Origin of the sequence: Actinosynnema sp. CS-041913 (assembly GCF_050942485.1) — a bacterium.
Lineage (GTDB): Bacteria > Actinomycetota > Actinomycetes > Mycobacteriales > Pseudonocardiaceae > Actinosynnema.
In genome coordinates, this window is record NZ_CP192037.1 from 2,850,515 (window position 1) to 2,866,494 (window position 15,980).

General features: G+C 70.3%; 13 protein-coding genes and 1 pseudogene. 9 read left to right on the forward strand and 5 right to left on the reverse strand.

Annotated features, from left to right (window positions below; genetic code table 11):
• Positions 1 to 91: 91 nt before the first annotated feature.
• The 4 genes from ACQPZF_RS13750 to pnuC all read right to left on the reverse strand — a co-directional run bounded on the left by ACQPZF_RS13750 (position 92) and on the right by pnuC (position 3,131).
• Positions 92 to 538 (reverse strand): Imm1 family immunity protein, encoded by a 447-nt coding sequence (locus tag ACQPZF_RS13750; RefSeq protein WP_433271780.1) that lies wholly within the window; start codon positions 536 to 538, stop codon positions 92 to 94.
• Entirely contained in the window at positions 526 to 1,317 is a 792-nt protein-coding gene (locus ACQPZF_RS13755) for a DddA-like double-stranded DNA deaminase toxin (protein ID WP_433271781.1), read from the reverse strand. Before ACQPZF_RS13755 ends, ACQPZF_RS13750 begins: the two co-directional genes overlap by 13 nt.
• A gap of 99 nt (positions 1,318 to 1,416) precedes the next feature.
• Positions 1,417 to 2,496 (reverse strand): AAA family ATPase, encoded by a 1,080-nt coding sequence (locus ACQPZF_RS13760; RefSeq protein ID WP_433271782.1) that lies wholly within the window; start codon positions 2,494 to 2,496, stop codon positions 1,417 to 1,419.
• Positions 2,493 to 3,131, reverse strand: coding sequence for a nicotinamide riboside transporter PnuC (gene pnuC, locus ACQPZF_RS13765; protein WP_433271783.1), 639 nt, complete (start codon positions 3,129 to 3,131; stop codon positions 2,493 to 2,495). Before pnuC ends, ACQPZF_RS13760 begins: the two co-directional genes overlap by 4 nt.
• Positions 3,132 to 3,177: 46 nt before the next feature.
• Here pnuC and ACQPZF_RS13770 point away from each other — a divergent pair, with 46 nt between their 5' ends.
• The 9 genes and pseudogenes from ACQPZF_RS13770 (at position 3,178) to ACQPZF_RS13810 (ending at position 14,811) form a co-directional block, all read left to right on the forward strand.
• The gene (locus ACQPZF_RS13770; protein ID WP_433271784.1) at positions 3,178 to 5,079 is read left to right on the forward strand and encodes an intein-containing Rv2578c family radical SAM protein; all 1,902 of its coding nucleotides are present in this window, start codon (positions 3,178 to 3,180) and stop codon (positions 5,077 to 5,079) included.
• Positions 5,080 to 5,582: 503 nt separating this feature from the next.
• Positions 5,583 to 5,984, forward strand: a complete 402-nt coding sequence (locus ACQPZF_RS13775; RefSeq protein ID WP_433271785.1) for a nuclear transport factor 2 family protein — start codon at positions 5,583 to 5,585, stop codon at positions 5,982 to 5,984.
• Between the two features lie 72 nt (positions 5,985 to 6,056).
• On the forward strand, positions 6,057 to 6,659 hold the full coding sequence (locus tag ACQPZF_RS13780) for a TetR/AcrR family transcriptional regulator (protein ID WP_433271786.1): 603 nt from the start codon (positions 6,057 to 6,059) through the stop codon (positions 6,657 to 6,659).
• Positions 6,656 to 7,417 carry a TIGR03084 family metal-binding protein gene (locus tag ACQPZF_RS13785; RefSeq protein WP_433271787.1) on the forward strand — a complete coding sequence of 254 codons (762 nt, stop codon included), beginning with the start codon at positions 6,656 to 6,658 and terminating at the stop codon, positions 7,415 to 7,417. Before ACQPZF_RS13780 ends, ACQPZF_RS13785 begins: the two co-directional genes overlap by 4 nt.
• Before the next feature lie 109 nt (positions 7,418 to 7,526).
• Positions 7,527 to 9,025 (forward strand): annotated as a pseudogene (locus tag ACQPZF_RS13790) (acyclic terpene utilization AtuA family protein).
• Positions 9,022 to 10,167: an acyl-CoA dehydrogenase family protein gene (locus ACQPZF_RS13795; RefSeq protein WP_433271788.1), complete on the forward strand. Its 1,146-nt coding sequence runs from the start codon at positions 9,022 to 9,024 to the stop codon at positions 10,165 to 10,167. Before ACQPZF_RS13790 ends, ACQPZF_RS13795 begins: the two are co-directional and overlap by 4 nt.
• The gene (locus ACQPZF_RS13800) at positions 10,164 to 11,759 is read left to right on the forward strand and encodes an acyl-CoA carboxylase subunit beta (protein WP_433271789.1); all 1,596 of its coding nucleotides are present in this window, start codon (positions 10,164 to 10,166) and stop codon (positions 11,757 to 11,759) included. The genes ACQPZF_RS13795 and ACQPZF_RS13800 overlap by 4 nt, the downstream gene beginning before the upstream one ends.
• An 8-nt stretch (positions 11,760 to 11,767) precedes the next feature.
• A complete protein-coding gene (locus ACQPZF_RS13805) occupies positions 11,768 to 13,636 on the forward strand; it encodes an acetyl/propionyl/methylcrotonyl-CoA carboxylase subunit alpha (protein ID WP_433271790.1) in 1,869 nt (622 codons plus the stop codon).
• A complete protein-coding gene (locus tag ACQPZF_RS13810; protein WP_433271791.1) occupies positions 13,633 to 14,811 on the forward strand; it encodes an acyl-CoA dehydrogenase family protein in 1,179 nt (392 codons plus the stop codon). Before ACQPZF_RS13805 ends, ACQPZF_RS13810 begins: the two co-directional genes overlap by 4 nt.
• A 1-nt stretch (position 14,812) precedes the next feature.
• On the opposite strand, the gene ACQPZF_RS13815 is transcribed toward ACQPZF_RS13810, so the two are convergent.
• Positions 14,813 to 15,775 (reverse strand): hypothetical protein, encoded by a 963-nt coding sequence (locus tag ACQPZF_RS13815; protein ID WP_433271792.1) that lies wholly within the window; start codon positions 15,773 to 15,775, stop codon positions 14,813 to 14,815.
• Positions 15,776 to 15,980 lie beyond the last annotated feature (205 nt).

Sequence of the window (15,980 nt, forward strand, 5' to 3'; positions counted from 1 at the left end):
CGACCGGGCTTCACCCGCAGCCAGGTCGGCGGCCTCCATCGCCTCGTTCGCGATCCGGACCGACTCCTGGGCTCGAAACCGGCCGAGGCCGTCACCCGGCCGTTGGGTACCACGCGGGGGGTGTCTGCCAGGTAGAGGCGGTCGGTCGCTGCCCCTCCATGGTCAGGTACTCGTGCGCGGCCCGGCGCACCACGTCCAGCGGGATTTCGGCGTCGGCCGGGTATTCGGTGTCCGAATTCATGTAGTAGTACAGGATTCGTTCGTCCTGGTTCGCGTTCGTGTCGGACGCGGCCTTGCTGAACCAACGCCCGTCCGGTGCGTTGTAGACGAGTGCACCCCGGTCGGCCTTGCCGTGCACGCCGACGTCCAGAGTCCTGCGGCGCATATTCATGTCCACCGGTCGGGCTGGTTTCAGGTGCACGATGATCCGGCCGTCCCATGCGGCCACGGTGTCCAACACGGCGTCCAGCTCGCCCGGGGTGCGGACGGTCACGGCGTCGTCCTGTTCTTCGTCGTACCACGCCTCTAGGTCCACCACGGTTCGACTCCTCCTGTGTAACGGGTGCGGGTTCGGGTGCCGTTGGCGGTTTGTCCGTGCACCGTCAAGGTCGATCCTTCCGGCAAGAGGATCGGCACGAGGGTGTCACAGGAATCGTCGCGCCCGCGACACGGCCGGTGGTTGATGATCAGCGTGGCGTGTCCGATGCCGTTCGCCACCATGTGTGCGGCCAACTTCTGTTCCACGTCCCCGGAACGCCCGGAACCGCCAGGCATCCCCATCCGGGCCAACTGGTTCTGAACCAAAGCGGAGTCCTGATCGAACCCACTTCGAACCGCTCGGACGGTACCGTCGGGCGCAATCCACTGCCCGTGTGTCTTCTGACCGGTGTTGGGCACCACTGGCGGAGGCAACTCGCGTCTTAGCTGTTCGATCCGTTCGGGCGGGATCACGGGCGGGTCATACGGTTCGACCTGCCGGGCCGGGGGCTGTTGCTGTGGCTGCGCCGGGAGACCGGCGGGCCGCTGACCAGTCGGGGCCTGCTCGGCCGCCAAACGGTCCGCGTAGCGCTCAGTCTCTTTCACGGCCTCGTTCAGCAGTGGCCACAGGTAACCCTTACACGCATCCACTACCCCGGTGAACGCGGCCAACACCTGCGCCCCGTCCGATTCGAGGTGACGCGCGCCTTCCAACGCGCGAGCCAACATGTCGTGTGCCGCTTGGGCCAGGTCTTCCGCCTGTTCCAGCGCGGCGCGGGCCTGCATGCCTTTCGTGCACGCGGCCCGGACCCCTGCGCCCACGTCCCCGATCGCAGCCACCCCGCCTCCCGTCTCCCGCGTCAGCGTGGCACAAGGGTCCGACCGCCACCGGGCGGACAGACCTGGACATTTTCGGCCGCTAAAGACCGCGCTGACGGCCTAGCCCAACGGGTCCGTGAAGCGGAAGTGCTCTGCCAGCACCGATTCGCACGCCGCCGCAGCCTGCTCCAATCGGGCGGCAGGTGAGCCGGTGACCAGCAGCCAAGGCACGCCCCGCTCCTCCAGACCCGCACGGAACAGCCCGGTCATCCACGTGCGCAGGTGCTCGCCGTCCCGCCACCCGTCCTGCTCGAACGGCACGCCCTCGTGGTCGGTCAGCAGGTACAGGGCGGGCCGGTGGGCGGCGGGCGCGATGGCCGCGTGTGGTGCGCCCAGGTAGCGGTGGCCCCACACGGTCGCGGCCCAGGAGTCGTTGTCGCACACCAAAACCGGTCGTTCGGCGGCTGCCGCGTCGGCCAGTTCCCGTTGCCGCTCGGCCACGTCCTGGAAGTCGCCGACCGTCCACACCAGACTGTCGACGGACGCGGCCGGGTCGAAGGCTCGTGCGGCGGCCAGTTTGTGCTCGGTGTGAAGCCGGCCGTATTCGGGTACCCAGGACGCGCCGAGGTGCGCCGCGAGTTGTCGCGACAGCGTCGTCGTGCCGGTGCTCTCGGCCCCGACCACGACGATCCGCGCGCACAGGCCGGCGCGCGTCGCGGGCGCGAGGTGGTGCCAGTTCGCCCGCGGTGACGCCCGGACGGTCGTGCCGGAGACCGGGTGCGCGGATCGTTCGAGGTCGACCAGGACGTGGTGGGCGCCAAGGCGTTTGGCCATTTCGTCACCGTAGGACTCACTGGAGAACACGGCGTCGACCGGCGCGAGCGCCGGATCGCCGTCCAGGATCGCCCGCCGCGCCAGTACGGCCCGCGTCACGCCCATGTGCAGCTCCCACACCGTGTCGCTGTGGAAGTCCATCGGGTGGTCGTCGACGTCACCGAGGATCACCAGGCCCGGTGTCCCCGCGTGCTCGGCCCGCAGCCACGCGACCCGTGACGCCACCGGGATCGACTCGACCGACGACGCCAGCACGGTGACCGTGACGCGGGAACTGCGTGCGACCGCCGTCCGGATCAGGTGGTGGTGGCCGGCGTGCGGCGGGTAGAACTTGCCCAGCACCAGGGAGTGCGCGAACTCGGTCATGCCGGCACCCGGTCCGCCCGCAGGGCACGGGTCCAATTCCGCAGACCCAGCACGCACAGCACGATGAACCCCAGGTAGAGGATCGCGGTCAGCCACAGGTCCTTGTAGGCGTACAACGGGACGTAGATCACGTCGGCGGCGATCCACAGCCACCAGCACTCGACCTTCTTGCGGGTCTGGCCCCACGTGGCCAGCAGGGACAGCACCGTGGTGATCGAGTCCGCCCACGGCACGGTCGACGTGGTGAACGAGATGAGCACCCACGCGATCAGCAGTGTGCCCGCAACGCCTGCCGCGAGCAGCCACCACCACTGCGTCGGGGTTGTGCGGCTGACCGGCAGCGGGGTGTGTTCGGTCCCGCCGCGCAGCCATGCCCACCAGCCGTAGAGCGCCAGCGCGATGTACACGAGCTGCAAGCCCGAGTCCGCGTAGAGCCCGCCGGTCGCGAACAGCACGAGGAACGCGAGGTTGTTGAGGATGCCGATGGGCCAGTTCCACGGGTTCTGCCGGGCCACCAGCCACACGCACAGGGCGCCCGTGACGAAACCCGCCACCTCGCCCCAGCTCGTCGTGACGCCGGCGAAGGTGACCGCGGGGGTGTTGAAGGGCCAGAGGATGACGTCCAGTAGCGACAACGGTACTCCGTTTGACGGCAGTTCGAACGCGTGTTCGAATGTGGGCATGCGATGGGACGGGCAGAAGGACGGGGCGGACCGGCAGCAGGCTCTGCCGGGGTTGCCGGGACTGGTCCGCAGCGTACGAACTCCCGACTTCGCCGATGTCGTGTTCCACGAGGTGCGTGCCAAGTCCGTGCTCAACAAGGTCCCCGGCGGCCGGTTGCCGTTCGGCTGGACGGTCAACCCGTACCGGGGCTGCACGCACGCCTGCACCTACTGCCTGGCCGGCGACACGCCCGTCCTGCTCGCGGACGGCCGCACCAAGCCCATCGCGGAACTCTCGGTGGGCGAAGAGGTGTTCGGCACGCACGAGGGCCGGTTCGTCGCCACGCGGGTCCAGGCGCACTGGACGACCGTCAAGCCCGCGTACCGGCTGACCCTGGAGGACGGCACGCAGGTCGTCGCGAGCGGCAGCCACCGGTTCCTCACCGACACCGGCTGGAAGCACCTCACCCCCGGCCGCTGCGCGGACTTCGAGGAGCGGCCGTTCCTGGTGAAGGGCGCCCGACTGGTCGGGACGGGCCGGTTCGCCGCGCCGCCGACCGTGAACGACGAGTACCGGCGCGGCTACCTGTGGGGCGTGGTGCGCGGCGGCCTGCCCGGCGACCCGGATGTGCTGGCGCGGGCGCAGGAGTACGCGGCGGGCGAGATTCCCCGTGAGGGCGACCTGATCGAGTGGCCAACCGTGCCCGGTGACGACTGGTCCAAGGGCTTCCTGGCGGGCCTGTTCGACGCGCGCGGCTCGGCTACCGGCGGCGAACTCGTGGTGTCCAGTTCGGACAGTGTGGTGTTCGAGGCGGCTGTGTTGGCGTTGATGCGCCTGAAGATCCTGCATGTGGTGGAGGTGCGCGGGGTGCGGATCATCGGCGGCCTGGCGGAGAAGCTGCGCTTCCTGCACCTGACGAACCCCGTCGTGGCACGCGGCAACGCCGTGGAGGGCATGGAGGTTCCTCGCCAGACACAGCTCGCCGTCGTGTCGGTCGAAGCGCTCGGCGTGTCGCGGACGTTGTACGACATCAGCACCGGCACCGGGGACTTCGTGGCGAACGGGCTGGTCAGCCACAACTGCTTCGCCCGCAAAACGCACACCTACCTCGATCTGGACGCCGGTCGCGACTTCGACACGCAGGTCGTGGTGAAGGTCAACGCGGTGGAAGTCCTTACGACACAACTGAAGTCTCGACGCTGGCAGCGCGAGCACGTGGCCATGGGCACGAACACGGACCCGTACCAGCGGGCCGAGGGCCGGTACGCGCTGATGCCGGGGATCATCAAGGCATTGGCGGACTCCGACACGCCGTTCTCCATCCTGACCAAGGGGACCGTGCTGTCGCGGGACCTTTCGCTGTTGCGTGCAGCGGCTTCGCAGGTGTCCGTCGGTATCGGTGTGTCGATCGCCTTGCTGGACCGCGAATTGCAGGCCGGGCTGGAGCCGGGCACGCCGAGTCCGCAGGCGCGGCTGGAACTGGTGCGCAAGATCCGCGAGGCCGGGCTCCCGTGCGGGGTGTTCGTCGCGCCCGTGCTGCCGGGGTTGACCGACTCGGTGGAGCGGCTGGACGCGCTGCTGGCGGAGATCGCGGCGGCGGGCGCTTCCGGGGTGACCGTGCTGCCGCTGCACCTGCGGCCTGGTGCGCGGGAGTGGTTCGCGCGGTGGCTCGTGCGGGAACGTCCGGACTTGGCTGACGGGTACCGGAAGCTCTATGCGCGCGGCTCGTACGTCGACGCCCGTTACCGGCGGTGGCTGTCGGCCCGGATCCAGCCTCTGCTGCGGCGGCACGGCTTGGATGTGAAGCGCAGCCTCGACACGGTGGGCGTGCCCGGCGATGAGGATGGGGTGTGGCCGGAGGGCAGCCTTCCGGCAGCCTCTGACGCGCGGGTCGATCAGGAGCAGTTGACTTTGCTCTAACGACGGCAGGGACGCCAGCCTGATCTGACAGCCGTCTTTTGCTCTCGTTTTTTACGCAGAAGGACGGCAGAAGAGGGACCACGGACTCAGAGCGCTCCAGAAGCACGCAGGTCTGGGCTCAAGCCGGGGACAGCACGCAACGGGACCACATCATCGGGAGCCCTAAAGGCTGTCGGGGGACCGGTGTCAGCGCAACGCGCCGCCCGCAGAGCGACCCGCCCAGCGTGCCAGGTCGCGTGCCTTCGGCCCGAAGAGCACGCGACCTGGCAGCCGCAAGTGCGCGATCCGTAGCGCGCGTGGCGTTCCAGCCGTCCCTGGCAGCATCAGGGGCTTAGCGATGATGTGGTGCCGCTGCTTAGCGTTCCCGGCTTGAGCCCAGACCTGCGTAGGTGCTGGTCGCCTTGCGTTGTGGTTTCTCTGCGGTGGTGTCGTTGCGTAAAGATCTATTTCTTTGAGGAGGTGGTCTCCGCTGGTGCCGTACTTCGTACGGTACACTGTACGGCATGAGTGCTGTGCCGGGTAGTGGTGCTGGGTTCGTGCCTTCGGATGAGGACGTGGCGGGCGTCCTGGAGTGGTTTGCGCGGTGGGACGCGTTGGCGGTGGCGAAGGATGTCGAGGCGATGGCCGGGATGGCGTTGTTCCCGGTCAACGCGGTGACCGATGGGTCTGCGGAGTCGTGGGACCGGGCTCGGTTCTTGGTCGACATGGCTGCGCAGCTCGGGGAGGGCGATGTGGAGATGGAGTCGGTGCGGACGCCGGTCTTCCTCAACGCCAACCTCGTCTTCGTGGTCACCGACGCCACGATCACGGTGGGGGAGTACTCCCAGGTCGTGCGGTACGGCGACCTGTTGGTGAAGAAGGACGGGGCCTGGCTGTTCCAGACCATGGTCCAGGGTGGCTGGTGATCTTCTGGGCATGAGCCGCGCCACTAACAAGCAGTCTTGACTGTTTGTTAGTGGCGCGGAACACTCGTCCGTATGGCCATCGAGACGAGACGGCGGCAGGCCGACCGCAGTCGGGGCACCCGGCGCAAGCTGATGGAGGCTACGGTCGAGTGCCTGGTCGAGCTGGGCTGGTCGGGGACGACCACCACGGTGGTTGCGGAGCGCGCCGGTGTTTCGCGTGGGGCGCAGTTGCACCACTTCCGCACGCGGGGTGAACTCGTCGCGGCGGCGGTCGAGCATCTAGGTGTGGAGAGTGTGCTGCACCTGAAAGAACGCGCCGCGCGGCTCAACGGGGGTTCGCCGCAGGAGCGCATCCCGGCGGTGGTCGAGCTGATCGCCGATTTCTACGCCAGCGACCTGTTCACGGCGGCTCTGGAACTGTGGGTCGCCGCGCGCACCGACGCCGACCTCAAGACCGTCGTGGTGCCGCTGGAAGTCCGGCTGGGCCGGGAAACCCACCGCCTCGCGGTGGAGCTGTTGGACGCCGACGAGACCAAGCCGGGCGTTCGTGAAGCCGTGCAGATCACCCTCGACCTGGTGCGCGGCCTGGCGTTGGCCAACCAGCTCACCGACGACGGGAAGCGGCGCAAGCGGATCGTCCGGCACTGGGCGCGGATGCTGGAGGCCTCGCTGTGATCACCGGAATCCTGGACGACCTGCGCGCGGAGAGCGCCGTGCTGGACGAGCTGGTCGCGCCGGCCGACTGGAGCACGCCCACTCCCGCCGAGGGGTGGACGATCGCGCACCAGATCAGCCACCTGCGGTGGACCGACCGGATCGCCGCGCTCGCCGCGACCGACCCGGACGGGTTCGCCGAGGCGCTGAGGACGGCGACGCCGGACCTGGTCGACCGGGGCGCGGAGGAGCCGGTGACGCCGGCCGAGTGGCGGGCCGGGCGAGTCGCCCTGGAACAAGCCCTGTTGGCCGTGCCGGCGGGTGCGAAGGTGCCGTGGTTCGGGCCGCCGATGAGCCCGGCGTCCATGGCCACCGCGCGGTTGATGGAGACCTGGGCGCACGGGCAGGACGTGGCCGACACGTTGGGCGTCACCCGTGAGCCGACGGCTCGGCTGAAGCACGTGGCGCACATCGCGGTCCGGGCGTTCGGGTACGCGTTCCTGGTCAACGGCCTGCCGGCGCCGGCCGAGCCGGTCCGGGTGGAGCTGGTCGGGCCGGGTGGTGAGCGGTGGACCTGGGGGCCGGAGGGCGCGGCGAACCGGGTCAGCGGGCCGGCGTTGGACTTCTGCCTGTTGGCGACGCAACGGCGGCATCGGGAAGACCTGGCGGTGACGGCGACCGGGGAGGTGGCGCGGGCTTGGCTGCCGATCGCGCAGGCCTTCGCCGGGCCTCCCGGCTCGGGGCGGGCAAAGGGATCGGCCGAGCGGGGGCGGTCGTGATCCAGACCGAAGCGAGGCGGGCAACGGGAACGGCTGAGCGGGGGCGGTCGTGATTCGGATCGGCAACGCCTCCGGTTTCTACGGCGACCGGTTCTCCGCCGTGCGAGAGATGGTGGAGGGCGGGCAGCTCGACGTCCTCACCGGGGACTACCTCGCCGAGCTGACCATGCTCATCCTCGGCCGCGACCGGCTGAAGGACGCGAACCTCGGTTACGCCCGCACCTTCCTGCGCCAGCTCGAAGAATCCCTCGGTCTCGCCCTGGAACGCGGGGTGAAGATCGTGTCCAACGCGGGCGGGCTCAACCCCGCCGGGTTGGCGAAGGCGATCGACGAGCTCGGGTTGGGCGCGAAGGTCGCCTACGTGACGGGCGACGACGTCCGGGAGCGGTTCCCGGACGCGTTGACCGCGAACGCCTACCTCGGCGCGTGGGGCATCGCCGAGTCGCTGAAGGCCGGGGCGGACGTGGTCGTCACCGGTCGGGTCACCGATGCGTCGCTGGTCGTCGGTCCGGCCGCCGCGCACTTCGGGTGGGCGCGGGACGACTGGGCGGCGCTGGCGGGCGCGACCGTCGCCGGGCACGTGCTGGAGTGCGGCACCCAGGCCACCGGGGGCAACTACTCGTTCTTCACCGACATCGACGTCGCCAGGCCGGGTTTCCCGATCGCCGAAGTCCACCAGGACGGCTCGTCGGTCATCACCAAGCACGACGGCACGGGTGGCGCGGTCACCGTCGACACCGTGACGGCCCAACTGCTGTACGAGATCGGCGACCCCGCCTACCTCGGGCCGGACGTGGTGAGCCACTTCGACACGATCCGGCTGGAGCCGCACCCGCGCGGCGTGCGGATCTCCGGGGTCGAGGGCAGCCCGCCGCCGGAGACCGTGAAGGTGTGCCTGAACTTCCTGGGCGGCTTCCGCAACGCCACCACGTTCGTCCTGTGTGGACTCGACATCGAGGCGAAGGCCGCGCTCGTGCGGAGCCAGTTGGAGGACGCGATCGGCTCCGACGGCCTGACCTGGACGCTGGCGCGCACCGAGCACGTCGACGCGGACACCGAGGAGGCCGCCGGCGCGCTGCTGCACGCGGTGATCAAGACCACGGACCCCAAGCGGGCCAAGGCGTTCTCGCGCGCGGGCATCGAGTTGGCGTTGGGGTCGTACCCCGGTTTCCACGTGACCGCCCCGCCCGGTGACGGCACGCCGTTCGGCGTCTACCGGGCCGCATACCTGCCCCGGGACTCCGTGCGGCACCAAGCCGTTCTGCCGGACGGGAAGGTGGTCGGCGGATGAGGCTTCCGCTGGGCACGATCGCCGGCGCGCGGTCCGGTGACAAGGGCGGCGACGCCAACCTGGGTGTCTGGGTGCGCACCGACGAGCAGTACGCGTGGCTGGTCGGGGAGCTGACCGTCGCCCGGCTCAAGGAACTGCTGCCCGAGGCGGGCGAGGTCGTCCGCTACGAGCTGCCGAACCTGCGGGCGCTGAACTTCGTGCTGCACGGCCTGCTCGGCGACGGGGTGGCCTCGTCCACCCGGTTCGACCCGCAGGCCAAGGCGTTGGGCGAATGGCTGCGCTCACGCCACGTCGACATCCCGGAGGTGCTGCTGTGACGACGCTGTTCGAGACCCCGGAGCGCGCAGAACTCCGGGCCACCGTGCGGAGGTTCACCGAGCGGGAGGTAGTGCCGCACCTGGCGGACTGGGAGCGCGCCGGCGAGCTGCCGCGTGAGCTGCACCGCACGGCCGCGAAGATCGGCCTGCTGGGCATCGGCTTCCCCGAGCACGTCGGCGGCGCGGGCGACCTGATCGACACCGTCGTGGCCACCGAGGAGTTGATCCAGGCGGGTGGCTCGTCCGGTCTGGTCGCGGGACTGCTCACGCACGGGATCGCGTTGCCCCACATCGTGGACTCCGGCAACGAGGACCTGATCGACCGGTTCGTCCGGCCGACGCTGGAGGGCGAGCTGATCGGCGCGCTGGCGGTCACCGAGCCCGGCGGCGGGTCGGACGTGGCGGCCCTGCGCACGACCGCGCGCCGGGAGGGCGACCACTACCTCGTCAACGGCGGCAAGACGTTCATCACCTCCGGCGACCGCGCGGACTTCGTCACCACGGCGGTGCGCACCGGCGGACCCGGCTACCAGGGCGTCAGCCTGCTGGTGGTCGAGAAGGGCACGCCCGGCTTCGGTGTGGACCGGCGGTTGGAGAAGATGGGCTGGCACTGCTCGGACACCGCCGAGCTGTCCTTTGTGGACGCACGGGTGCCGGTGGCGAACCTGGTCGGCCCGGAAAACGGCGGCTTCGGACTGATCATGCGCCAGTTCCAGGTGGAGCGGGTGTCGCTGGCGGTGCAGGCCTACGCCACCGCCCAGCGGTGCCTGGACCTCACGATCGCCTACACGCGGCAGCGGGAGACGTTCGGCCGCCCGCTGATGGGCCGGCAGGTGGTGCGCCACAAGCTGGTGGAGATGGCGCAGCGCATCGACCTCGCCCGCGTCTACACCAGGGACGTCGCGGTGCGGGTGGCGAACGGCGAGGAGTGCGTCGCCCAGGTCTGCTTCGCCAAGAACGCCGCCGTGGAGGCGTGCTCGTTCGTCGTGGACGCCGCCGTCCAGCTACACGGCGGCGCGGGGTACATGCGGGACAGCGAAGTGGAACGGCACTACCGGGACGCCCGCATCCTGGGCATCGGCGGCGGGGCCACCGAGGTGATGGTGGAGCTGGCCGCGAAACGATTGGGGTTCACCGCATGACCACGCTGCGCACCAGGCTGGACACCCGGTCCGCCGAGTACCGCGAGAACCGGGAAGCGTTGCTGGGCAAGCTGGCCGAGCTGGACGCCGAGCAGGCCAAGGCGCTCGCGGGCGGCGGCCCGAAGTACACCGAGCGGCACCACAAGCGCGGCAAGCTGCTCGCGCGCGAGCGGATCGAGCTGCTGGTCGACCAGGACAGCCCGTTCCTGGAGCTGTCCCCGCTGGCCGCGTGGGGCACCGACTACCCGGTGGGCGCGAGCGTCGTGACCGGCATCGGCGTGGTCGAAGGCGTCGAGTGCGTGATCGTCGCCAACGACCCGACCGTGCGCGGCGGTGCGAGCAACCCGTGGACGCTGCGCAAGACGTTCCGCGCCAACGACATCGCGTTGCAGAACCGGCTGCCGCTGATCGGCCTGGTCGAGTCGGGCGGCGCGGACCTGCCGAGCCAGAGCGAGATCTTCATCCCCGGCGGGCGGGCGTTCCGCGACCTGACCCGGCTCTCCGCCGCCGGCGTCCCGACCATCAGCACGGTGTTCGGCAACGCCACGGCGGGCGGCGCGTACGTGCCGGGCATGTCGGACTACGTGGTGATGATCGACGAGCGCTCCAAGGTGTTCCTCGGCGGCCCGCCGCTGGTGAAGATGGCCACCGGCGAGGAGTCCGACGACGAATCCCTGGGCGGGGCCCGGATGCACGGCACGACATCGGGTCTCGCGGACTTCGTCGCCGAGGACGAGGTCGACGCGATCCGGCTGACCAGGCGGGTCGTGGCAAGGCTGAACTGGCGCAAGCTCGGTCCCCGGCCGAAGGAGTCCGAAGCCCCCCGCCACGACGAGGAGGAACTGCTCGGCCTGGTGCCGACGGACCTGCGAATTCCGTTCGACCCCAGGGAAGTCGTCGCCCGGATCGTGGACGGCTCGCGATTCGACGAGTTCAAGCCCGACTACGGCGGCAGCCTGGTCACCGGCTGGGCCGACCTGCACGGCTACCCGATCGGCATCCTGGCCAACGCGCGGGGCGTGCTGTTCAGCGCCGAAGCGCAGAAGGCCACGCAGTTCATCCAGCTCGCCAACGCGAGCGACACGCCCTTGCTGTTCCTCCAGAACACCACCGGCTACATGGTCGGCGCGCAGTACGAGCAGGGCGGCATCATCAAGCACGGCGCGATGATGATCAACGCCGTGTCCAACAGCAAGGTGCCGCACCTGACCGTGGTGATGGGCGCGTCCTACGGCGCGGGCAACTACGGCATGTGCGGTCGGGCCTACGACCCGCGCTTCCTGTTCACCTGGCCCAACGCCAAGTCCGCCGTGATGGGGCCGGTGCAGCTCGCGGGCGTGCTGTCGATCGTCGCCCGGCAGGCCGCCGCCGCGAAGGGGCAGGAGTACCACGAGGAGCACGACGCGGTCATGCGGCGGATGGTCGAGGGCCAGATCGAACAGCAGTCGCTCGCGGCGTTCCTGTCCGGGCGGCTCTACGACGACGGCGTGATCGACCCGCGCGACACCCGCACCGTCCTCGGGCTCTGCCTGTCGGCGATCCACAGTGGACAGATCAAGGGCGCCGAGGGCTACGGCGTCTTCCGGATGTGAGGACTACCGTGATCGCGAAGCTGTTGATCGCCAACCGGGCCGAGATCGCCCGCCGGATCATCCGGACCTGCCGCGAGCTGGGCATCAGCCCGGTCGCGGTGTTCTCCGACCCGGACACCGACGCGCCGCACGTCCGCGAGGCCGACGCGGCGGTCCGGCTGCCCGGCGCGTCGCCCGCCGAGACGTACCTGCGGATCGACGCCCTGGTCGACGCCGCGAAGGCGGCCGGCGCGGACGCCGTGCACCCCGGGTACGGCTTCCTGTCGGAGAACGCGGACTTCGCGCGGGCCGTGTGGGCCGCCGGGCTCACCTGGGTCGGCCCCGATCCCGAGGCCATCGAGGCGATGGGCTCGAAGGTCGCCGCGAAGAAGCGGATGGCCGCCGCCGGCGTGCCCGTGCTGCCCGAACTGGACCCCGGGTCGACCACGGAGTTCCCGGTGCTGGTCAAGGCTTCGGCCGGGGGCGGCGGGCGCGGGATGCGGATCGTGCGCTCGCCCGGCGAACTGGCGGAGCAGGTGGCCGCGGCCCGCCGGGAGGCCGAGTCGGCGTTCGGCGACGGCACGGTGTTCTGCGAGCCGCTGCTGGAAGGCGCGCGGCACGTGGAGGTGCAGATCCTGGCGGACGCGCACGGCACGGTGTGGACATTGGGGGAGCGGGAGTGCTCCATCCAGCGGCGGCACCAGAAGATCATCGAGGAGACACCGGCTCCGGGCGTGGAACCCGAGGCGCGGCAACGGCTTTTCGACGCCGCGACCAAGGCGGCCCGCGCCATCGGGTACGTCGGCGCGGGCACGGTCGAATTCCTCTTCACCGACGACCAGCGGTTCCACTTCCTGGAAGTCAACACCCGGCTCCAGGTGGAGCACCCGGTCACGGAGGAGGTCTTCGGCGTCGACCTGGTGGCGTGGCAGCTCGCGATCGCCGAGGGCGAGCGGCTGCCCGAGCACCCGCCGGAGGCGAGCGGCCACGCCGTCGAGGCCCGTCTGTACGCCGAGGACCCCGCGCAGGACTGGCGGCCCGCCACCGGAACCCTGCACCGCTTCCACGTGCCGGACGGCGTAAGGGTCGACAGCGGAGTGGAGGACGGCAGCGAGGTCGGGGTGCACTACGACCCCATGCTGGCCAAGGTGATCGCGTGGGCGCCGACCCGGAAAGCGGCGATTCGCAAACTGGCGACCGCTTTGGACCGGTCGGCCGTCCACGGGTTGGTCACGAACCGCGAACTTTTGGTGCGCACGTTGCGCCATCCGGCCTTCGTCGCCGGGGATACCCATACCGGGTTCCTGCACCAGCACGCTCTCGTCGAGCCGCCGCGAGTGGACATTTGGCCCCTTGCGCTGGCGGCTGCCGTGGCCCTCGCCGAAATTCGTGGGACCAACCTACCGCTGGGCTGGCGCAATCTCCCGTCGCATCCCCAGAAAACGGTGTTCGAATTCGCCGGTGAAACCGTGGAAGTCCGCTACCGGCACACCCGTCGCGGGGTGCTGACCGACTCCTCGGTATGCGTGGTGAGGGCGTCACCGAGCGAAGTCGTGCTGGAGCGGGACGGGGTCCGGAAAGCCCTGTCCGTGGCGGTCTACGGGGACCTGGTGGTGGTCGACGGGGTGGCGCTGCGGCTCGTGCCGCGCTTCCCCGAGCCGCAGGCCAGGCTCGCCGAGGGCGCGACCGTCGCGCCGATGCCCGGCACCGTCGTCCGGGTGGCCGTGCAGCCCGGCGAGACCGTCGAGCCGGGCGCGGAGCTGTTCGTGCTGGAGGCCATGAAGATGGAGCACCGGGTGCTCGCCGCGACCGGTGGCACGGTCGCCGAAGTCCTTGTCCAGCCAGGGGAACAGGTCGACGCGGGCGACGTGCTCGCGGTAGTGGAGGCTGCGTCGTGACGAACTTCGTGGAGAGCGCGGAACGGCGTGCGCTGCGCCAGGCCGTCGCCGGCCTGGCCGCCGAGTACAGGCACGGGTACTTCGTCGCGAAGGCGCGGGCGGGGGAGAAGACCGACGAGCTGTGGGCCGAGGCGGGCAAGCTCGGCTACCTCGGCGTGGCCGTGCCCGAGGAGTACGGCGGCGGTGGCGGCGGCATCGGCGACCTGGCCGCGGTGTGCGAGGAACTGGCCGCCGCGGGCTGCCCGATGCTGCTGATGGTGGTGTCGCCGGCCATCTGCGCGACCGTGATCGCGCGGTTCGGCACGGCGGAGCAGAAGCAGCGCTGGCTGCCCGGTTTCGCCGCCGGCACGACGAAGATGGCGTTCGCCATCACCGAGCCGGACGCGGGCTCCAACGCCCACAAGATCGCCACCGCCATCCGGCGCGAGGGCGACGAGTGGGTGCTGTCGGGCGGCAAGTACTACATCTCCGGCGTGGACGAGGTGGAGGCCGTCCTGGTGGTGGCGCGGCACGTGGCGCCCGAGCGGGACGCCGCGGGCGGCCGGCCGCTGCTGATGCCGTCGCTGATGATCGTGCCGACCGATGCCCCCGGCTTCACCTACCAGCACATCCCGATGGAGGTCGTGTCACCGGAGAAGCAGTTCACCTGCTTCTTCGACGATGTCCGCCTCCCGGCGGATGCGCTGGTAGGGGCCGAGGACGCCGGGTTGGCCCAGCTTTTCGCCGGGCTCAACCCGGAGCGGATCATGGCGGCCTCCTTCGCCACCGGCATGGCCCGCCGCGCCCTGGACCAGGCGACCGAGTACGCCCGCACCCGCTCGGTCTGGGACACGCCGATCGGCGCGCACCAGGGCATTGCGCACCCGTTGGCGCAGTGCGCGATCCAGGTCGAACTCGCTCGGCTGATGACCCAGAAGGCCGCGGCTCTCTACGACGCTGGAGAAGACCGGGCTGCGGGTGAGGCGGCCAACATGGCCAAGTACGCGGCGGGGGAGGCGGTGGCGGCGACGGTGGACCAGGCCATCCAGGTGCACGGCGGCAACGGTCTGTCAGCCGAGTACGGACTCGGTGCCCTGCTCGCCGCGTCGCGGCTGTCCCGGATCGCGCCGGTGAGCCGTGAGATGATCCTGAACTTCGTGGCGCAGCACACCCTCCGGCTGCCGCGTTCCTACTGAATCAGATCCACTGCCAGCGCAGGCCCACCGCTCCGGGACCGAAGTCCAGTGCCACGGCGTACGCGTAGCCCCAGGTGTCCACCGGGGTTTCGCGCACGTCGGCCGGTTCCCCACCGGCCAGGTCGGTCGTGAACTGCTCGCACCGCACCGGCCTGCACCGGGAGTCGTACCGGACTTCCAGCACGTATTCCCGGACCGGGTGCCGGAACCGGCGTGAGTAGGTGTTGTCGTAGACCGGGTGGTGCGGCGCCACGTGGATCAGCTCGTACTCCACGGCGGTGCGCTCTCCCCTGCGCAGTGGCCGGTCGAACAGCAGTTCGGCGATCATCAGACCGTTGCGCGGGTCGGCGGAGACCCGCCCCAGTCTGCACGACCGCAGCGTGCCGATCACCGGCAGCGGGTCGCCGGGCAGCCGGGTGTCGTAACCCAGCAGGACCCGGTCCACGCCCGCCCGCTCGGCGCGCAGCACCTGCCGCGACCGCACCCGGCGGGTGCTGCCGTCCATCGCCAGCTCCACCTGGTCCCGCAGGCTCAGCCGGGTCAGGTCCTGGTCGGTGGTGGTGTCCACGTCGGCGAGCAGTTCGGCGATCGACTCGTAGTCGCCGGCCGCGGCCCACGCCTCCGGCCCGGTCGTCCGCACCCTCGGCCGCGCCTTCCCACGTGGGCGCGGCGGTCCCAGCAGCGTGCTCAGTCCACCTTCTCCTACCTCCAGGATCTCCTCCAAGTGCCCGACCGCGGTCAGTGAGTCGGGCCGTTCCGGGCGGCGTCGCCCGGACTGCCAATAGCTCAGCGCGGCGATGCTCACCGCCACGCCGCGTGACCGCAGCTTGTGCTGGATGCGTTCCAGGCTCAGCCCTTTCGCCCGGATCGCCGATCGCAATGCGTCCGCGAAGGGGTCCGCTCCTGCGTCGATGCGTCGGGGATCGCGTACCCGCGATTCCGTCCCGACGACTGGCGTAGGCATCTCCGCTCCGTTCTCCCGAGGACAAGGCGAGCGACGTTATCGTGGGAAATCACTCCGACGGTAGAGCCGATCGGGTTTCCCGGCGTGAATTTAACCGAATCGGCGGGCAAAATCCGATCGGCCATGGAATGTTTGAATTCTCATTAACAGCCGCGGTGTGAAGGAGGGGGCCGGGCAGACGTCCCACCGCCGCTGGGACGTCTGG